Source organism: Calditrichia bacterium (assembly GCA_020634975.1).
In the GTDB taxonomy this organism is placed as follows: domain Bacteria; phylum Calditrichota; class Calditrichia; order RBG-13-44-9; family J075; genus JACKAQ01.
The window spans coordinates 1,197,333-1,217,928 of sequence record JACKAQ010000001.1; the positions used below are offsets into that span (position 1 = coordinate 1,197,333).

Annotated in this window: 16 protein-coding genes; 6 read left to right on the forward strand and 10 right to left on the reverse strand. The window is 48.1% G+C overall.

Annotation, left to right across the window (positions count from 1 at the left end; genetic code table 11):
* Positions 1–632: 632 nt before the first annotated feature.
* The 5 genes from H6629_04780 to rlmB all read right to left on the reverse strand — a co-directional run bounded on the left by H6629_04780 (position 633) and on the right by rlmB (position 5,537).
* Positions 633–2,729 (reverse strand): hypothetical protein, encoded by a 2,097-nt coding sequence (locus H6629_04780; protein ID MCB9067105.1) that lies wholly within the window; start codon positions 2,727–2,729, stop codon positions 633–635.
* Positions 2,730–2,750: 21 nt separating this feature from the next.
* The gene (mazG, locus tag H6629_04785; protein ID MCB9067106.1) at positions 2,751–3,506 is read right to left on the reverse strand and encodes a nucleoside triphosphate pyrophosphohydrolase; all 756 of its coding nucleotides are present in this window, start codon (positions 3,504–3,506) and stop codon (positions 2,751–2,753) included.
* An 89-nt stretch (positions 3,507–3,595) separates the two neighbouring features.
* The gene (locus tag H6629_04790; protein MCB9067107.1) at positions 3,596–3,871 is read right to left on the reverse strand and encodes a hypothetical protein; all 276 of its coding nucleotides are present in this window, start codon (positions 3,869–3,871) and stop codon (positions 3,596–3,598) included.
* A gap of 649 nt (positions 3,872–4,520) precedes the next feature.
* Complete coding sequence (locus H6629_04795; GenBank protein ID MCB9067108.1) at positions 4,521–4,757, reverse strand: hypothetical protein; 237 nt, start codon at positions 4,755–4,757, stop codon at positions 4,521–4,523.
* A 48-nt stretch (positions 4,758–4,805) separates the two neighbouring features.
* Positions 4,806–5,537, reverse strand: a complete 732-nt coding sequence (gene rlmB, locus H6629_04800) for a 23S rRNA (guanosine(2251)-2'-O)-methyltransferase RlmB (protein ID MCB9067109.1) — start codon at positions 5,535–5,537, stop codon at positions 4,806–4,808.
* A 227-nt stretch (positions 5,538–5,764) separates the two neighbouring features.
* Here rlmB and H6629_04805 point away from each other — a divergent pair, with 227 nt between their 5' ends.
* Positions 5,765–8,383 (forward strand): LPS-assembly protein LptD, encoded by a 2,619-nt coding sequence (locus H6629_04805; protein MCB9067110.1) that lies wholly within the window; start codon positions 5,765–5,767, stop codon positions 8,381–8,383.
* On the opposite strand, the gene H6629_04810 is transcribed toward H6629_04805, so the two are convergent.
* The 3 genes from H6629_04810 to H6629_04820 all read right to left on the reverse strand — a co-directional run bounded on the left by H6629_04810 (position 8,380) and on the right by H6629_04820 (position 11,668).
* Positions 8,380–8,658, reverse strand: a complete 279-nt coding sequence (locus H6629_04810; protein MCB9067111.1) for a hypothetical protein — start codon at positions 8,656–8,658, stop codon at positions 8,380–8,382. The two genes, H6629_04805 and H6629_04810, sit on opposite strands and share 4 nt — an antisense overlap.
* Positions 8,659–8,764: 106 nt before the next feature.
* The gene (locus H6629_04815) at positions 8,765–9,508 is read right to left on the reverse strand and encodes a hypothetical protein (GenBank protein ID MCB9067112.1); all 744 of its coding nucleotides are present in this window, start codon (positions 9,506–9,508) and stop codon (positions 8,765–8,767) included.
* A gap of 51 nt (positions 9,509–9,559) precedes the next feature.
* Positions 9,560–11,668, reverse strand: a complete 2,109-nt coding sequence (locus H6629_04820) for a S9 family peptidase (GenBank protein ID MCB9067113.1) — start codon at positions 11,666–11,668, stop codon at positions 9,560–9,562.
* 173 nt (positions 11,669–11,841) lie between these two features.
* On the opposite strand from H6629_04820, the gene H6629_04825 reads away from it, so the two are divergent.
* Together H6629_04825 and H6629_04830 are read left to right on the forward strand one after the other, a co-directional pair.
* The gene (locus H6629_04825) at positions 11,842–13,938 is read left to right on the forward strand and encodes a M1 family metallopeptidase (GenBank protein MCB9067114.1); all 2,097 of its coding nucleotides are present in this window, start codon (positions 11,842–11,844) and stop codon (positions 13,936–13,938) included.
* A gap of 12 nt (positions 13,939–13,950) precedes the next feature.
* On the forward strand, positions 13,951–14,820 hold the full coding sequence (locus H6629_04830) for a hypothetical protein (protein MCB9067115.1): 870 nt from the start codon (positions 13,951–13,953) through the stop codon (positions 14,818–14,820).
* Positions 14,821–14,880: 60 nt separating this feature from the next.
* Here the strand turns inward: H6629_04830 and H6629_04835 are convergent, their stop codons facing one another.
* Positions 14,881–16,428, reverse strand: coding sequence for a PD40 domain-containing protein (locus tag H6629_04835; protein ID MCB9067116.1), 1,548 nt, complete (start codon positions 16,426–16,428; stop codon positions 14,881–14,883).
* A gap of 40 nt (positions 16,429–16,468) precedes the next feature.
* Complete coding sequence (locus H6629_04840; GenBank protein MCB9067117.1) at positions 16,469–17,371, reverse strand: cytochrome c; 903 nt, start codon at positions 17,369–17,371, stop codon at positions 16,469–16,471.
* A 429-nt stretch (positions 17,372–17,800) separates the two neighbouring features.
* Here H6629_04840 and yaeI point away from each other — a divergent pair, with 429 nt between their 5' ends.
* From yaeI to H6629_04855, 3 genes are all read left to right on the forward strand, one after another.
* Positions 17,801–18,658, forward strand: coding sequence for a phosphodiesterase YaeI (yaeI, locus tag H6629_04845; GenBank protein ID MCB9067118.1), 858 nt, complete (start codon positions 17,801–17,803; stop codon positions 18,656–18,658).
* A gap of 187 nt (positions 18,659–18,845) precedes the next feature.
* Entirely contained in the window at positions 18,846–19,238 is a 393-nt protein-coding gene (locus H6629_04850; protein MCB9067119.1) for a high-potential iron-sulfur protein, read from the forward strand.
* 151 nt (positions 19,239–19,389) lie between these two features.
* A complete protein-coding gene (locus H6629_04855; GenBank protein ID MCB9067120.1) occupies positions 19,390–20,556 on the forward strand; it encodes an aminopeptidase in 1,167 nt (388 codons plus the stop codon).
* The last annotated feature ends 40 nt before the right edge of the window (positions 20,557–20,596 follow it).

The window sequence follows — 20,596 nt, forward strand, 5'->3', positions numbered from 1 at the left end:
CTGATTGTGTTGGATAGAGCTGGACAGAGCCGAAAATCAACACATTTTGATCTGCATCGAACGCCATTCCTTTTAAAGTATGAACTGTGTTTGGTTCAACTTCAATAAATTTTTGCCATATTTGAGCACCCCCCGAATTGAATTTAGAAACGAGAATAACCAAAACCCCATTCGGGTTTTCTGCTCGCGAAAGTATATAAATATTTCCGTTTGAATCTGCCTGATAATCAATTGGCGTTAGCGGAGTATTCCCAAATTGCCCGGAGCCGTACACGTGTTCCCATTGCAACTCGGCTGTTTGTCCGAACAAGCTGTCCGCTAAAAATTAAAAGAATAAAACAAAGTAGCAGATCGGCAATTAACTCGCGCTTCATTTTAGATTCTCCACAATTCTAGATAAAAAAAATTTCCGGGTGCTCTTTAAGGTGTTGCACTATTTTTCTCATGAAAATATTATCGAATGGAATTAAAAAAAACAATACCAAAAACTCCAAAGATTAATCAGGAGTAAAAAGTCTTTTTCTAACAATACTTTTTGGGGGGAAATAATCGTCGAAGCAAGCTTAAGTAATGTATTCGTGGATTATAGTAAAATATGCGGAATTAATATTTGTAAACAATTAACGGATATTTTATCCGTCACCGGAAATTTCGGAGGGTTTATTAATCGGGGATTCATCCGCGGTCACCTGCCCGTTGCCGGATTCCGGCTGAAACGGCAGCCGGATATTGAACACAGTGCCACGTCCCAAACGGCTGGTGGCATCGATGTGTCCGTTGTGCCGGTTGATGATCTGCTTCACGATCGCCAGCCCGAAACCGCTGCCGCCCTCGTCTTTCCGCGTGGTAAAAAACGGGTCGAAAATGCGCTCGAGATATTCATTTTCGATGCCCACGCCGTCATCGAGAATTTCCACATGCACCCAGGGATTCGGGTGTCGCCGGGAAATGGAGCGCAACGGTTTGGTGGTAATTTTAATCCGTCCCGCCGTATTCACGCGCATGGCGCGAACGCTGTTCTCGAACAAATTGGTGAACACGCGCCGCAACTGCCCAACGTCCAGCATCAACTTTGGCAAATTCCGATCGAAATTTTTTTCAACGGTGATATGTTCGGGAATATCAACCATATCCAGGCTCATTTCGATGACCTGATTGATATCCACATGTTTTTGGGAAAGCTCCTGCGGTCGGGCGTAATTCAACAAATCGTTGACCATTTTTTCCATGTAAATGGCGTGTTTTTCCAATCGTGGATTGGGATTTTTCTTCATTTGCATACGCGTTAGCGTGATGAACGAGCGGAAATCGTGCGCAAGTTGCGATGCAAACATGCCCAATCCGGCCATTTTTTGGGCCTGAAACATGCTTTCCAGTGTGCGAATTTTTTCCAGCGCAACCGCAGCCTGCGCGCTGATCATCCGGAAAACCCGCAAATTTCGCCGGGATACCGGCGGCAGCGCGTTGTCCGAAAATCCGCCCACAAAAATGAATCCGATCAGCTCCGCTTTTGCCAACATCGGGATCGTCAGCAGCACACCCGCATCGCCGAGCACTTTATTCAGCGCAGTATCCAGCGGCAGCTCGGAACGAACGATAATTTGACGTTCGTGCTCCAACCGGTCAATCACCAGCGACCTGCCGGGCTGAATCAATTGTTCAATGGATTCCGGGGAAAAACCTTCGATGTGTGATATTTCAAATGGCGTAATATCATCCTTTGCAACCAAAACCGCCACGTTATCCGTATGCAGGTTTTCTTTGTAAAATTCAGCCAGAAACGCCCACAACTGCTGTTGGGTAACCAGTTTTCCCAAATCGTCGGAAAAATTTTCGACATTTTGATCGAACACTTCCTCATGTCCCACCGGCGCGGTTTGGAACAGCCGTTGCAAATATTCAATCATCAAATGCCCGACAGCTGTTGCGGTCAAAATAAAGGGAATTGCCGAGGCGATAATCAATATGGATCGAATGGGATGCTGTTGCAGAAAAAACAACCCGACCAGCAACGAAGAAAACAGAAAAACAGGGATGACAAGCTCCTGTTTTTGCTCAACTTCCAGCAACTGAAACCGCACCAGACTGATGAGCAGCAACAGCATAATTGGCATTGCGGTAGAAAAGAAAAAAATGTGTCCGAAGCTGAGCAACGGAATCACAAAAAAACCGGCCATCATAAAAATGCCCAACGGCAGCAAGCCGAATAAAATCCGTTCGATCTGGACACGGGTAACCGGATCGCGCGCCCGTTGGAACCGTCGGCGAATTTCCCAAAAAACAAATCCGGAAACCGTTATAAAATAAATAGTTAGCAACGCAACAATTACTTCCGAAACCGGCAAAATAGCCGAACCGGATTGTTCCGGCAACACACCGCTGAGGCTCAGCAACGCAAAAACAGCAGCAATAACCCCGAGTAAAAATTCCCGGCGACGCCAGGCTGGCAGCGATTTGGCGGTTGTAAATCGCGATGACAAATCGTGCGCGCCGCCCAAAATGGCAAATGTCAACGCGAGATGTCCCCGGCTGAGCACCGTCTGGAATTCCGGGAAAACGCGGTTCAGCAGCAGCAAAACCAGCAACTGATCGATCATCAGCAGCACCGCAAACAGCGATGTCAGTTGCAAAATGGGCAGTCGCTCTTTTTGCCGGAACAGCAGCCAGAGCAACATCACATTGCAGCTGATCGAAAAAATCAGCGAAAAATTGACCAGGTTTTCCAACATAATTAATTTCACTAAGTTCAGTTATTTCAGCGACTTGGCGGCTTGCCAAAGCGCTTCCATTTCATCCAGCGTGGCATCGGCGGGCTTAACGCCTTTTGCCGCCAACTGCGATTCGATATATTGAAAGCGGGTCACAAATTTATTGGTGGTGCTGCGCAGCGCATCTTCCGCGCTCACTTTTCGAAAACGGCAGTAATTTACCAGCGCAAACAGCAGATCGCCCAGTTCATCTTCCAATTCTTCCGGCGTTTCGGTGGCTTCAATTTCGTCAATTTCTTCGCGGATTTTTGCCAGCACATCGGCGGAATTATCCCAATCGAAACCGACTTGCGAAGCTTTATCCTGCAGCCGCTGCGCCCGCAATAATGCGGAAAGCTGTTTGGGCACACCCTGCAAAATGGATGTGCGATTCTCGCTTTTTACCTTAATTTGTTCCCAATTTGTGGCGACATCTGCGGCGTTGCGCACTTTTACATCGCCGAAAACATGCGGATGGCGTTCGACCAACTTATTGTTAATATTTTCAATCACTTGCGACAGCTCGAACCGACCGTTTTCCTGCGCTATTTCAGCCTGAAAAACGATTTGCAGCAACAAATCGCCCAGCTCTTTTCGCAGCTCGTCCCAGTTTTGCGCATCAATCGCTTCGATGGTTTCGTACGCCTCTTCGAGAATATATTGCCGGAGCGTTTCCGGCGTTTGGGCGCGATCCCACGGGCACTCCTTGCGCAATCGCGTCATGATGTTTACCAGTCGTTCAAATTCCTTTAAATACATTAATTTCAATTCCTTAGTTAGTTGACAAAACATATTTTTAAATATGCATCATCTTGTTGAAACCATTCTTCTTATTTCCCTACTTCACTTTATTGTTTTTGTTCTTCACTAAAGGGTATATAAAAATCAACAGCAAGTTGATTATATATTGCTGAGTAAACTTTTCTAGTTTCATTGTAACCAATTGGATTGTTCCCAACCAAATAAATAATTGATTCCTTAAACTCAGGAACAAATAAATTTTGAATATAATCGTTGAATTCTTTGGATGTTTCGTACAATTTTTTGACTGTATTAAAATCAGGTCGATGAAAAATTTTTATTATTAAGTCAACTGCAGGTGTTTCTTCAGCTATTGGATGCAATGGATAGTCACCGTCAAAAATACTTCTCCTATTTTATTATAAACAGAACTTTCGTCAAAATGCTATATTTATTTCGTAGTGTCATAAGCTCTTTGGTTTGCTTAATTGCATTGTTTTCCAGATCGATATCATTATTTAGAATTTCCGAGTAGAATTTGAGGTTTTTCAGCCTATCGTTGAAGGATGAGTTCAGATGTTTTTAGTACGTCGGGTATTCTTTAAGTCTCGGAGATGCCCCTAAGCGAATAACTAAGTTCAAAATGATTCTATCTGAAACGCAGCATTGAGAACAAGAGATTTGCCAAGGGTGTGGAATTTAACACTGTTGTCAATGAAACGCTTAATATTATCTTTATAAGGATTGTAAATAGCTTCATCGATTACATGTCTTTCAGGGCTGAGTGGAGGAGTGAGATTTAGAGTTTCAATCTCTTTCCACAGAAACTCAACACAATCTTTATAACTACGATAGTGATTAATATAAACTGTATGTTTTCAAATTTTGAGATTGTATCGTTTATATTTTTACTGTATTTATTAATGTTGGAATGTAAAAACTTATTTAAATCAAAATTGCCATCCTCAAAATGGTACATTGCTTCTAAAACGGATGCTGTGCGCCAAATATGAATAAAACCTTTATCTGACTCTAGATATAATCCCACCATATTATATTGTCAAGAGGTAAACCTTGCTGAACAAAAGAGTAAAAGCCGTTTGGTTTTTGAGAAATAGTATCTTTCAAAAGAGCAAAAATTTTAACTGTATCAATATTTAAAGGAGATTGCCATTCTAATTTGATTTTTGATTTATCTTTATTTGAAATGTATTTAAAGAACTTGTTTGGTTTCTCAGTCCATGTATGTATATCATAATAGTCTTTCATTATCTAGTAGCACCTTCAATAGAATAATAAATTAAGAACTTATTGAATTTATGATTGTGACCTTTGCCGGACCATTTCCGCGAGCACAACGCCGGCTGCAACCGATGCGTTCAGCGATTGCGTTTTGCCGATTTGCGGAATGCGGAAGGTTTGATCGCACTGTTTTTCCAGCAGCGTACGAATCCCTTTTTCCTCGCTGCCAACGACGATGGCGCAATGCCGCCGGAAATCGACATCCCAAAGCGTATCGCCGGCGTCGACGGCGGTGCCGTAAATCCACACGTTATTTTCTTTGAGCCATTGCGCCGCTTTCACGAGGTTATCCGCGCGATACAGCGGGCAATGCAGCGCAGCGCCGGCGGATGCTTTCACCACTACTTCGGTGATCGGCACGTTTTCGCGGGTGGAAAAAATGACGCCGTTCGCGCCAAAAATTTCCGCGCTGCGGATAATTGCGCCCATATTGTGCGGGTCCTGAATGCGATCGGCGATGACCAGGCACATCGGCGCAACAGCGGTTACGGGCAAGTCAAGTTCCAATAAATCAAACACTTGCACCGGAGCGATCAGCGCAACAATTCCCTGATGATTCACATCGCCAACCATCTGGCGCAGTTTGCCGGGATCGGCATTCACAATAGCAATCGAATTTTTCCGGGCGATGCTGTAAATCTGGCTCACTTTGCCGGGCTGGCTGCCGTGCTGAATATAAATTTTTTGAATGGTGCCGGGTTGGCTGAGCGCTTCCAGCACCGGATTTCTGCCGTAAATATAGGACATGTGCTCAAGTTTTTTGGGGATCGGAAAGGACAAAAAAGGTGAAGGGTAAAGGATAAACATCCGGATTTGCTACCGGATTTATTTTCGCAAATTACACCTATTTTCACAATATCCCGATTCCCGGAAACTTCCTTTAATTTTGGTTGGTATCTTAAGTTACTCAGTTTAATTTTGGCTTTTTACAGGCAGAAAAATGTTGCAAATATCGTGAAATTGCAAGCTAAAAAATGGGTGATTTTCGTTTGAATCCGGTTTCCCAATCAGGTTTGGTGCATAAATGGGTGTTAGGGCTGCTCGCGTTGCTGGTGATTTCGACATCGTCGATTGCCCAGGATCTGGTGCCGATTGCACCGGTTGATTCCACAACGGCTCGCCAAACCCAACCCGCAGATTCGCTGAAAGCAAAACCGGATGCACGGCGCGGCAATGTGGAAGGTCCGGTCAAATATTGGGCGGATGACATCTCTTTTTCGATCCCCGAACAGACCACTTATTTGCGCGGAAAAGTGCGCATCGAATATCAAAATACGACGCTCACCGCCGGATCGGTCGATATCGACTGGAAGCACAACCGGATGCTCGCCAAAGGTGTGGCGGATTCTACGGATTCGCTGGGCAACGCGGTGTTCACCGATTTTCCGGTGCTCACCGAAAAAGGCGAAGACCCGATTCGCGGTGTTCAACTGGAATATGATTTCAAAAACAATCGCGGAAAAGTGTTGGAAGGGCGCACAGAAATGTCGCCGGGATATTACAAAGGTGAGGATATTCGCAAAATCGGACAGGAAACGCTGCTCATCGAAGACGGTTATTTCACCACCTGCGATAACGAGGAACATCCCCATTTTTATTTCCGCAGCAAACAAATGCGCGTCCGGCTGAAAAAAGTGGCGGTCGCCAAACCGGTGACGCTGTATATCGCCGATGTGCCGATTATCGGCGTGCCATTTGCCATTTTCGCGCTCCAGCGCGGGCGGCGTTCCGGCATCATTTTGCCGACTTACGCAGAAACCAGCGCCGGCGGACGGGCGCTGGAGCGATTCGGATATTATTGGGCGCCCAGCCAATATTGGGATTTTACCTATCTCAATTCGTATTACGAACGCCGTGGGTTCCTGTTTTCCGGCGAGCTGAATTACAAAAGACGTTACGATATGACGGGCAAAATTAACGGCACCTATCAACCGAAGGATTTGTCAACCGGTGCCAGCACCAAAGCATGGCAGGTGGCGTTTAACCACAATCAAAAAATCGGGCAAACCCTTACCATCAATGGCAACGGGCGGTTTGTCAGCAGCAAAAGTTTTTTGCAGAATTACTCCGATTTTGAGCAGCGCACCAACCAAACCCTGACCACTAACGTCAGCGTTCGCAAGATTTTGCCGGGTTCGCGATCGTTGTCAATGAATTTCCGGAGAACCGAAAATCTGCAAACCGAGCAGCTCGATTACACCTTTCCGGATCTGTCGTACAGCCAGCCGTCCAAATACCTGTTCAACAGTAGTGGCAGCGAAAAAAGCTGGTATCACAACATTCGCTACACCTATTCGAGCAATTTGCGCAACTCGGTCAGCCGAACGGCAATCCGCGATACTTTGGACAATCGCACCGGTTTTAACCGCACCAATCGATCCGGCTGGCAACATTTAATTCGCCCGTCTTTTTCCACTAAAGTATTGAAATATTTCAACTTTGCGCCCAGCATCGGGTTTGAGGAATTGTGGGTGCCAGACTATCTCAAATACACGTACGACGATTCCACCAAAACCACAAAAATCGATACAGTCAGCGGATTTCAGGCGCGGCATTTGATGACGGGCATCGGCGCGAATGTAAGCACCACGATGTACGGGCTGTTCGAAATCCCGTTTTCGCCGATGAAAGTGGTTCGCCACAAAATGGACCCGAGCATCGGGTTCAGCTATGCGCCGGATTACACAGACGAAGCATTTGGCTATTTTCAGGAAGTGCGCGACGGCAATGGTAATCTGGTCGCGAAACGCGATAAATTTGCCAACAACGCATTCGGCGGCACACCGGGTGGCGGCGAACAGCGCAATTTGAACATCAGCGTCAACAACTTTTTTCAGGGGAAAATTATCCGCGATGGCGAAGAGAAGAAAATTGATTTGTTCAGGGTAAATTTTGGGACATCCTATAATTTTGCCCGCGACAGCCTAAAATGGAGTAACATCACCACATCTTTTCAATCCAAACCGTTGAAAAATTTGAACATAACCGCAAACGCCAACCACAGTTTTTACAAAGAAGATTTCGACGGTTTGGGTCGCCGGAATGATTTTGTGTGGGCAGACGGTTTTTCGCTGCCGCATTTGCTGGACTGGCGCACATCGGTGACATACCAGCTCAACATCACGCCGCCGCAAAAAGGGGACAAGTCAGCCGATGCAGATGCAGATGCAGATGCAGATTCGCTGGCGGCAATCAATACCCCCGACATTTACGGCAACCAGCGATTGCCCGGCGATCCGCGCTATCAGGATTTTGAACCGCTGGATATTCCCTGGCGTATCGGTATGAATTTCAGTTTTTCGTATGCGGAAAATGACAGGAGCATCACCCGCAGATTTGATACAAGTATGAACGGGCAATTGCAAATTACCAAAGGCTGGCAAATACGCTACAGCAATCGGATCAACATAAAAGAGCGGGAAATCATCACCCAGAACTTCAATATTTCCAGGGATTTACACTGCTGGCAACTCGATTTCACGTGGTCACCGGGCAAAAATTTCAGCTATTATCGATTGGAAATCCGGGTGAAAGAAAGCATGTTGCGGGATTTGAAATTGACCAAAACCGCCGGTGGACGCCCGGTATTTTAGCCGTCATCTTTTTGGTAGTTGCCAAATTTCCAGGCGAATCCGCCGATGATCAGCACGGTGCCCACCACAAATCCGACAACCGCCAGCACAACCGTGCTGTAATCCCATCCCAACATTTCCTTTAAATTCATGATGCGCAAACCGAACAAAACGGCAAAAATCAGCGCGCCGTAATATGCGGTTTTGATGAAAAAATCACCTTGCAACTTTGTTTCGCAGTGTTGGCAAATCGCTTTTACCGGCACCAGCCGCATGGCAAATTGGCGGAATGTCATTGGTGGTTTTTGGCAGTTTGGACAGTTCATAATTTTTAGGATATAGGTTAAAGGATTAAGGAAAACGTAGAGGCGCTTCACGAAGCGCCTTAAAATCATAATTGGATTAATTTTTTGAAACGGACAAATTTTCCAGCACGATTTCGGATAATTTGGTCAGCTCATTTTTTTGAAATGCGGCTGCGGTTTCCTGCACCGGCAAATCGGAATTTTGCGGTTTGAAATTGTGAAAATCTGCGATACGAATGCCGCCAACCACCCGCGAATTGAATGCCTCGCGAAAGCGGATGCCGCCGCCGTCCGTGTAAAATTTGTATGCCAGATAATCCATCGTGTTGCGCTCGCGATGAAACCAGTAGATAAACACATCTTCAAAATCCTTGCCGCCGCCCGATTGTTGAAATGTCACCTCAATTGTGTGATACGGTTGTCCGTTGATGGTTTCGTCCGCCAGTTTTTTCGGCTGAACCGCAGCATCCTGCAGCGGAAACGGCAGCAGCGCGAAATAAATCACCGAGTTCAGCGCGTTGGCAAAACGGCTGGAATCTGTCGCGCTGAGCGCGATTATTTCACCATTTACAGACCGTGTAAATCCTGAATTATCAAGCACATCCAGCACTTCGCCGGTGGAATCCGCAAACGCGCGTGAATAGCGAAATTCGCCGCCGTTGCGCACAGATTGGTAATGTCTTCCACGAAAATCGAAATCGATTGTGGCGTTGGCATAGCCGTCACCGCCGTGTGCTGCAATCGCTGCATCGACAATTTGCCGGGCATCCGGTTCCGTTTTTGCGCAGCCGGCCAACAATAAAATGATTACCGGAAATAAAAATTTTAAGGATTTTTTCATCGATTCATTCCAATAAAAAACGGGGCGAACCGCAGCTCGCCCCGATCAATTTTATTCCGGCAATTTAATGCCATATTTATCGCTGATATCCAGCGGCGGCATCGCACCGCCCAGCGGTTTCAGGTCGCGGACATACCAATTATACCAATCCAGAATGCGATAAAGCACATCGATCTGCCCGGTTTGTTTGGCGTTGCCGTGGCGTTCGCCGGGATATTGCACCAGCCGAACCGCCGGGTGATCGTTCATTTTCATGCGGCGATACAGCTCTTGGCTTTGCGACGGGTGAACGCGGGTATCGTCAGTTCCGCCAAAAATGAGCGTGGCAGTTTTGCTTTTGTGCGCATGATAAATCGGGCTGCGTTCCAGACTTTGCTGCCACATGTCTTCCAGTTTTTTGCCGGAGTGCACGAACAACTCTTCGTAGGGAATATCGGTGGTGCCGCGTTTGCTGATCAGGTCACTGATGCCTACGAACATGCACACCGCACGCACTTTTTCGGTGTAATAGGTTGCGAACCACGCGGAGGCGAATCCGCCATACGATCCGCCGCCCAGCCCGACACGATTTTTGTCTGCAAGTCCAATATTTACAAGATGATCGATCGCATCGGCGATATCATCAAATTCCTTGCCTGCCGCATCGCCGTAGCCGTAAGCGGCAAACTCGACGCCGTAGCCGGTGCTTGCGCGATAGTTGGGATAATACACCACATAACCCATATTTGTCATCACCTGACCGGGATTGGCGTATCGGCTGATCCAGCCGTTGGAGTAGTTGGATTCCGGTCCGCCGTGCACCTGAACGGACAACGGATACGATTTCCCGGCTTCGTAACCGACCGGATACATCAGCAAGCCTTCCACTTCCAACCCGTCGCGGGCGTTAAAGCGGATGGCAACCTGTTTGCCGAGGGTGCGTTCCGCCAGCCAGGGATTTTGGGTGGTCAGCCGCTTCATTTTCGATTGTTTGGCAGCAACGTAAAAAACTTCACCGGGAAATTCCGGCGATTCACCGACAAACGCCATGCCTTTGCTGCTCATCGAGGGATCGTTGAAAATCACGCCGGTGGTTGCGGAATTGAGCACAACCGTGCGCGAATCGCCGTTTGCCGCGCTGATTTTGATTTCGCTAAGGGTGGTTTCCACACCTTCATTCGACCGGAAATAGAGTGTGCTGTTATCTTTCCAGCCCACCCATTCGGCGTGTCCGCGGAAGTTTGTCGGCGTCAGGTTTTTGCTGTCGCCGCCGGCGAGCGGTTTTACAAACGCCTGGCTTACGGCGTGGTCTTTCTGGCTGACTGCCGCGGCATACGCCAGATGTTTACTGTCCGGGCTGAACACATAATTGCCCAGTTTGCCGGGATTATCCACAAACAATTTCGGGGCGCTGCCGTTAACATCGGTGAGATAAATTTTGCGGAAAGCGTAGCGATGGTCGATCAAATTTTTCGGCGACATCGACGCTGCGATGGTTTTGCCGTCCGGCGCGAATTCAAAGTCCCACACGTTGATGTTTTTGGTGATCTGGCGCGGTTCGCCGGCGGTGCCGTTTTCATCCACATCCACCAGATAAATGTTCTGGAATTTCCACTCTTCTTCATAAAAAACAAAATCATAGCCCGCGGATTTGAGGGCTTTTTCCCGCGCGGTTGCGGAAGTTTCGGCAATATAGCCGAGCACTTTGCCGTTTTCCTGCCAGCGATACTCTTCCACGCTGGTCGGCGAATCGGTGATTTGCTGCGCTTCGCCACCGTTCAGCGGAATTTGCCAGACCTGGGTGGTTTTGCCATCGCGGCGCATCAAAAAGGAAATGCCTTTTCCGGACGGGTGCCATTGCGGTTTCAGCACATCCACTTTGCCAACGATAAACGGGCGGCTTTCGCCGGTTGCGGTGGACGCCACATACAGTTCGTCATATGCACCGCCGGGCGCGTCACCGGGTTCGCGCGGCACGCTGACGGTGTAGGCAATCCATTGCCCGTCAGGGCTGATTTCCGCGGTGCGCACGCTTTTCATGCGCAATAAATCTTCGGGTTTGAACATTTCTTCTGCCATTACTGCATTCCATCCCAATAAAAATAGCATCGTAGCTGCAATCGTCATCCATTTTGCAGCCCAAGCCGGTTGAAAATGTCTCTGTCTCCAATACAGTCGCATGTTTTTCTCCTCCGTTGTTGCGATGTTGAATTTGAAAATTAACACGTTTCCACCAATTCTGCAACAGACTTAGGATATTGGCACGATCCCTCAACTCTAATTCAACGGCACTTGCAAAGATTGCCCGAATTGCGTATTTTTTGGCCAACATTTGGGGATAACGGAGAATCATTTTGCGAAACCGCACCTTTTTTGCTTCCCTTTTTTGGTTGTTTTCGGGGAGCATTTTTCAATTATTCGGGCAGCCGGCAAACCCGCCGGTATTGTTCAACCCGCCGTTGAGCCAGCGCATTGCCAATTACGATATCATTGCCGATCTGGATACCGAAACCGATCAACTTACGGGAAAACAAATACTTACGTGGACAAACCCCGGCAGGACAACCGTGCAGGAACTGCGCTTTCATTTATATATGAACGCATTTCGCAACAGCGAATCGACGTTTATGATCGAAAAAGGGCGGCGGTTACCCGACACGGAAAACGAGTCTGGCTGGGGCTATATCGATATCAATAAAATTGCGATGCTCCCCTCCCCCAAATCCGCCACTGACCGGCAACTGCTGCAACGGCTGGCCGAGCGCCCGCTGAACGCGCTGCCGGGATTGGATGTCACCGCAACGATGCAATTTATCCAGCCCGATATTCCCGAACACACCGAAGATAAAACCGTGCTCAGCGTAACCCTGCCGCGTCCGGTTTTGCCCGGCGAAACGATATCGCTGTTTTTCGATTTTCTGGTGAAATTGCCCGATCCGCCGGCTGACAGAACCGGTGCGCTCGATGAATTTTATTTCGTTGCACAGTGGTTTCCGAAAATCGGTGTTTGGACGGAAAACGGCTGGAACTGTCATCAATTTCATTATCATAGCGAATTTTTTGCTGATTTCGGCGAATACAATGTCTGGATGACGGTGCCCTCCGGCTATTTGCTCGGCGCAACCGGCGTGCAAGTCGGCACTCCGGCTGAAAATGAAAATGGGACGATCACCTATTTTTATCACGCGGAGGACGTTCACGATTTCGCATGGACCGCCAGCCCGGAATTTGTGGAATTCAAAGGCACGGCGCAAGATGTGGAAATTCGGGCGCTCATCCAGAAAGATCACGTTTCGCAGGGCGCGCGGCACATCGAAGCCGCAAAATCCGCTGTGGAAACATTCCAGAACTGGTATGGCGATTACCCGTATCCCAACATCACCGTGGTGGATCCGCGACGCGGCGCGAGCGCGGTGGACGGCATGGAATATCCGACGCTGTTCACAGTGGGCACGCATTACGGCATGCCCGAGGGCATCCGGTTGCCCGAGTTGGTGATCATCCACGAATTCGGACATAATTACTGGCAGGGAATGGTTGCCAGCAACGAGTTTGAGGAAAGTTGGCTGGATGAAGGCATCAACACCTACACCGAGCTGCAAATAATGAATCATTTGTATGGTCCGCGCAGCAATTTTGTGGATTATCTCGATGTGCAAATCAGCGATGAACATTTTTCACGATTACAGTTTCTGCTCGTTCCGGACAACGATCCCATTGTAAAAAACAGTTGGCAGTATGCTTCCGGCGGCAGCTACACAATCAATTCGTATCAGAAACCCGGGCTTTATCTTCAGTCATTACATAACATGCTCGGCGAAGACGTTATGCGGAACATTCTGCGAACCTATTTTGAGCGCTGGAAATTCCGGCATCCGAAATCGCAGGATTTTGTGGATATCGTCAACGAAATCAGCGGCAAAAACCTGCAGCCGTTTTTTGATCAGGCGCTGTACACCACCCGGATAATGGATTACAGCATCGAGCGGATATTCACCCGGCGACACCGCAGCAACATGGGTTTTGATTACGATTTTCCGACGGCAACCGCACCGGTGGATACCGCAAACGTGGCTGTCGCAGATTCCGGCGATGCAGATACCACCGTCGCCGAACTGTTTGAGAGCGGTTTTACCGTGCGCCGGCTCGGCGATTTTATTTTTCCGGTAACCATCGAAGTGGTTTTTTCCGACGGCGAAACCATCCGGGAAAATTGGGACGGGGAAGCAGATTGGCAGAAATTCAGCTATATCAAATCTGCCGAAATTGTTTCCGCAACGGTCGATCCCGATCACCATTTGGTAATGGACGTCAATTTTACAAACAACAGCCGGGCAATCGAACCGCACAACAGCGGTGCGAACAAGCTTTCTGCACGCTGGCTGTTCTGGATGCAGTTTTTGCTGGATCAGCCGGAATTGCTCAACCTGATGACAATTTTTGCACAATAACAGAGAACATTAATGGTATTCGCGTTTTTACGGACAGGCTTACGGCAAATGTGGCGACACCGGCGGGTGCTGCTCATTTATTATTTATTCAACCTGCTGGCAGGTGTGCTGCTGACCATTCCGTGGCGCGGCACGCTGAAAGATTTTATCGGCAGCAGCCTGATGGGCGGATCGCTGGCGGGTAAGCTGGACCCGCATTTTCTGATCGAATTTTTTAGCAACAATTCCGCACTCAGCGATATTTTGATGAGCACATTTGTCGTCGCCGGGATTATTTATTGGGTGGGCAGCTTGTTTCTCTCCGGCGGTGCGTTTCACATTTTTGTGCACCACACCCAATATGCACCGATCAATTTTTGGGGCAGCGCCGCCAATAATTTCGGGCGATTTCTGCGGTTATTTTTATGGATGATTCCGGTATTTTTGCTGCTGGTGGTTGCGCCTACCGCGGGACTCAGCGGGTTGCAGGATCTCATTTTTGGGGATGACGCTTACGAATCGGTGCTGTATTGGGGCTCCTGGCTGCGGCTGTTGCTGCGATTTTTGGGAATTGTGTTGTGCTATCTGCTGTTCGATTACGCCCGGATTTACATTGTGCAAACCGGCGAACGCAGCACACGGGTGGCGCTTTCGCGCAGCTTTGGGTTTGTTTTTGGCAATTTGCGGCGCACCATCACACTGACGTTTGCGGTGTGGCTGATCGGCATCATTTTGCTGCTGTTTTACAACCCCTTTTCCAACTGGCTGAGCGATCCTGGTACAATTACCATTACCATTTTATTTTTGATGCAACAGCTATTTATGCTCACCCGAATGGCGCTGAAACTGACCCTTTTCGCCGGGGAAGTCAGCTTGTTTAACGCGTTGTTTTTTAGTAAGTAAAAACGCCGGAAATATAAAAAACTCCCGGCGTTTCCGAATAACCGACAGACCTCGCTCACTTCACCAACAACATTTTCCGGCTGATGCGCTGCTCGCCGCTTTGCAGGGTGTAAATGTAAACGCCTGCGCTGACCGTTTCCCGCCATCGTCACGAGTGTCCCAGTTAACAGTATGTGTGCCCGCAGAAAAATTCCCGGCTGCCAATGTGCGAACAGTCTCACCTAAACTATTGTAAATTTTCAAAATAACCATCGCATTCTCCACCAGTGAAAACGCAATCGTTGTGGACGGGTTAAAGGGGTTCGGATAGTTTTGTTCCAACGCAAATTTTTCCGGCAGCCCTACGGGCGCCGTTTCGCCCATGCCTGTAGTAATCGCCGGACCCCACGCAGGGAAAGCCGCGTCCGTAGCCAGTCGCCAGGCTTCGCTGCCGTCCATTTTTTGCACCCAAATTTCCAATTTAACGGTATCCCCGGGAATTTCTTTGGTGAATGCAATCCATTGACCATCCGGCGAAACGGTCGGATCTGTGGCGTAAACATCTGTAAAATCAGTGAGTTGTGTAACCTGTCCATCGCTAAAACGATAGTGAAAAATATTCGAATACGTATTCAGCGAATTGGACATGCTGAACACAAACCCGGAGCCGTCGCGCATCCATTCCAGACGGTAAATATCACCGGTATCCGCCGGAACCAGTTGGGTTGTGGCATAGGATCCTCCATCTATTTTCCAGATGCCGGAGCCAAAAAAATCTTTTGCCAAAAAATCGTCGGAAACCGGCGACCAGTCCCATTGGCTGACATAAACATAATTCGGCGGGAAAAGATCGCCGCCGACGCTCAACAGCGGCGGGTTCGCATCGATCACCTGCGGAATGCTGCCACCCAAAATGTAGGCAATTTGGGAGCCATCGTGGCGCCATTGCGGATTTTCACCGGAAAAATAGACACCACCGGTTGCCGTTATGTTTACGGACGCCGAAGCTGCAACATTTTGCCCGGCCTGCACATCCACACCGGATGCGTGCAGCCAGGCTTTGGATGCATTAAACACCACAATCCGCTGTTGAACATTGCCAAAATCGGAAACATTTGCCAGAGTGATATCCACCTGAAATCCGGGATTCAGGACAAATTGATAGGCAGAATCCGCACCGTCAATGTAAAGAAAAAAGATGTTGCTGGTATTGAGTACGGAATTTGAAACCGTTACCATCACACTGCCTTTGGGCATATTGAATAAATCTGATTGTTTCGGTGCGTTGGTCACTCGTCGCAAGTCGCTGCCGTCCGGTTTGATCGCCCAGATATCATTGAAATACACCGAGCTCATCAACTCGTGACCGCTGTTGAATGCCAGCTCCTGTCCGTCCGGTCGCCAATCGATAATCCCGGACAAAAAGGGCGAGAATGGCACCGGGTTTGTCCAGATCACGTGATCGTCGCTGCCATCCGCTTCCGTGATATGCAGCTCGGTTTGATATTTGAAATAGGCTATATTTCCGGGAATTCCAGGTACCTGTGCAAATGCGGCTGTTATCAAAAAGACCATTCCGGAACAGAAAAATAGTATTTTCGCTTTACAATCGATAACAAACAGTTTCATCACTAATCCTTTGTTTTAATTAAATTTGCGATTGCCAAATTTATTGTTTCGCCAAATCCGTGTACACCGGCGGCACGCTTTGCAAATACAGCCAAATCGCCCGCAATTCATCATCCGTCATATTACCCACCCAACGCGGCATTGCCGGATTGATTTCTTCTCCGTTGGGACGCACGCCATCGCGAACCGCACTGAAAAAATCTGCCTCGCTCCATTTACCGATGCCGCTTTCCGCATCCGGCGTGATATTTTTGGACGCCGGCGTTCCGGGCGGGCCGTGAACCAATCCGCCTGCGAGATTTTCACCGTGACAGGCGCGGCAAATGATAGCTTTATATTCACCGTATACCGCCGTTACTTCCGGCTGAATTTCTTTGGGAATGGCAACAGAATGATCGATGGTATTTGCCGGCAGCAATTCATCGGACAGCCCGCTGATGAGCCGCGCGATGGGACCCATTTCCCGTTCGGGCAAAACATTATCCACCGGCGGCGTCTGTTTCAGGTATGCGATCAAATCGCCCAGTTCTTTCGCGTTCATTTCCAGATAAAAATTGGAGGGCATAATCACAATCGCCTGACCGTTGCGCTTTACGCCGTGGCGAATGGCGCGCACCCAATCCGCGTCCGAATAACTGTTGCCAATGCCGCCAGCGCCACTCGTGAGGTTCGATGCAGAAATTTTACCCATCGGCGCTTCATCGATAAATAAATTACCGGCGAGGTTGTTGCCGTGGCATTCCACACAACCCATTGTCATCACCAGATGCTCGCCTCTGGCAACGGCAGCCGAGTCCGTGGGAATAGCGATGGTTTCAACATTTATTTGGTGCGATTTATTAAATTTTGATGAGCCAATTGCGTACAAAACCGCCGCAGCAATGAGCACCAGCGCCAGCAAACTACCCAATCCAATCCCGGTCCATTTCAATATCTTTTTCATTGTTGATCTCCTTTTTTGATCGTTTTTCCGTTGCTGGTCAATGAATCAAAACGGATGCCAAATTTGTCGAAGCCACGTAAAAAAGCCATTAAACTATTGTTTTACATGAGCTTGAGTGTTTTTTCGATGGGTGTAAAAAAATGGCAAACTGCGCGGCGAAGGCTCGACCAAATGGGGTGTGAAAATGCAAGCATTGTTTTTATTGAACTTAGCTACGTTAAAATTGTTAACTTTCGGAAAGCTGTGCCAAATTGCGACGTTTTCGTCGAGCGTGCCGCAATAAATTTTTGAAAAAAATACGCTGTTTTTCGAACATTTTTTAGGGATAGCTGTATATTCTTTGAAGATAAACCGCAAAAGAAAAACGCGATATATCATTGAATGGACTGAACTTATAACCGCAGTATTAACACCGGAAACCGCCGCCCAATGAAATCCATTTCCCGTAGACAATTTTTGACGAGCATTTTCGCCACAGGCGTTAGCGCAACCGGATACAGTACGCTGGTTGAGCCGCGCTGGATCGAGATCACCCGGCGCGAAGTGCCGTTACCGCACATCAGCCGTCCGGTTCAATTGTTGCATATTTCCGATTTGCACTATTCGCTGGTTGTTTTGCTGTCTTATCTGGAAAGCGCGATTGAGATGGTGCTGGCACAACAACCGGACGTTGTTTGCATCACCGGCGATTTCACTTCCACCTATATTTCCAATGAACGGGAATACAGCCGGATTCTGCGAAAACTGAGCGATGCTGCACCGGTTTTTGCCTGCTTCGGCAATCACGATGGCGGCAAGTGGGCAATCCGGCGGGGCGGATATGCAACACCGGAACCGGTGAGGAATGTGCTCAACAACGCCGGAATTACGGTGTTGGAAAACGCGCACAACTCCAAAATCCTCAACGATAACCAATTGTTTTTTATCGGATTATCTGACTGGTGGGCAGGTGAAATTGATCCGCCAAAAGCTTTTGCACAGTTGTCGCCGGAAAGCCATTCCGCACCCAAAATTGTGCTCTCGCATAATCCGGATACCAAAACGCACATCCAGCCGTTTGAATGGGATTTGCTGCTCTGCGGACATACTCACGGTGGGCAAATCCGCTTTCCGCTGATCGGTGCACCGTTTGCGCCGGTGCGGGACAAACGGTTTGTCGAAGGGTTGCATCGCTGGGAAAATCGCTGGCTGCACATCACCCGGGGCATCGGAAATGTGCGGGGTATTCGCATCAACTGCCGCCCGGAAATCAGCCATTTATCACTGATTCCAACCCCTAATTCCTAACCGTTCTTTTTTGTGAAATCCGCAACTTGCCGTTGACATTAATTGCCCGATCGCCTATATTTGCAGTAATAATTCTTATTTAAGAATGATTATTGATTTTTTCAGATAGTCATTTACATCGAAATAATAAAGCAATCGTGCTTTTTAATTCTAAATCAGACCCATCAACAAAAGGAGTATAGACGCTATGGACAAGTTGACTCGTAAAGAATTTTTACAGCGTCTGGGATTATTTGGTATTGGTGTTTTAGGCGCAGGAAGCCTGTTAAATTCGTGCGGTGGTGGTGGAAATGAAACTGCATCCAAACCGGCAGCAAAACCAGAACCGGCACCCGCAGCGCAGGCCGCTCCGGCAGAAGACCCCTGTGGCGATTTGTCGGGATTAACCGAGGCAGAAGTAAATATGCGCGGAACGTTCCAGTATACTTCCCAATCCAAAGAAGCTGAAAAATGGTGTCACAATTGCGCATTGTATGTGGAACCCAAAGATGGCGCAACCTGTGGTGGTTGCCAGATTATCAAAGGCCCCATCAATCCGGATGGCTGGTGCATGCAGTGGGTTGCCAAACAACCGTCGTAATTACATTTGAACAGATGTGGTTTTCAGAACGCCTTTCGCAACCGGAAGGCGTTTTTTTATGCCCAAAAATCCAAATTTTTGATTTTCCATTTTAACAGATTGGCTTAAATTGATTTCCTGATATTTCACTGAACTAAAAAGGAGTCAACATATGTCCGTCAAAAATTTTCGTACATTCATTGCGGTGATAATTGCGCTGCTCGGCATTCCGTTGTCACAATTGGCTGCACAGGCTGATTCTGCCGGATTCGTTTTCACCACCGCAACCCATCTGGATGCGACGCCCATCAAAAACCAATCCAAAACCGGCACCTGCTGGAGTTTTGCAACCAGCTCTTTTCTGGAATCGGAGCTGTTGCGCATGGGCAAAGGCGAACACGATTTGTCCGAAATGTTTGTTGTTCGCAATATTTATCCGCAGAAAGCACTGAATTATGTCCAGCGCCACGGTAGCGCACAGCTTGGGGCAGGCAGCCTTTCCGGCGATATGATGCGTATCGCCGCAGAATACGGCGTTGTGCCGGAAGCGGTGTATAACGGCAAACTGGCGGGCTACTCCGAACACAATCATCAGGAAATGGATGCGGTGTTGAACAGCATGCTGGACGCGATTGTGGCGAACAAAGGCAAACAGCTGAGCAAGGTATGGAAAAAAGCGGTTGCAGCGGTGCTGGATGCATATCTCGGTGAAATTCCGGAAACATTCGACTATCGCGGAAAAACCTACACACCCAAATCCTTCGCGGCTGAACTGGGCTTTAAAACTACTGATTATATTGAGCTTACCTCTTTTTCACATCACCCGTTTTACAGCAAATTTGCCGTAGAAATTCCCGACAACTGGGCAAACAATCTCTATTTCAACGTGCCGCTGGATGAGCTGATGGAAGCGATGGACAACGCGCTGGAAAACGGTTACACCGTCGGATGGGATGGCGATGTCAGCGAAAAAACATTCAACAATAAAAAAGGCATTGCCATTTTGCCGCTGATCGACTGGAGCGATATGACCGAAAAAGAGCAAAAATCGTTGTTCGACGCGCCATCGCCGGAAAAAGATGTGACCCAGGCTTTGCGGCAGGAATATTTCGAAAATTACGCAACCACCGACGACCATTTGATGCATATCACCGGTATCACAAAAGATCAGAACGGGACCAAATATTACATCACCAAAAATTCCTGGGGAACCAAAGACCGCGGGCACGAGGGTTATGTGTATATGTCAGAATCGTATGTTCGCGCCAAAACCATTTCGATACTGATGCATCACGATGCGCTGCCAAAATCAATCGGCAAAAAGCTGGCGATGCGCTGATCCCCTTTACCGATAGTATTTTTTCAACGCGCGTTCTTTT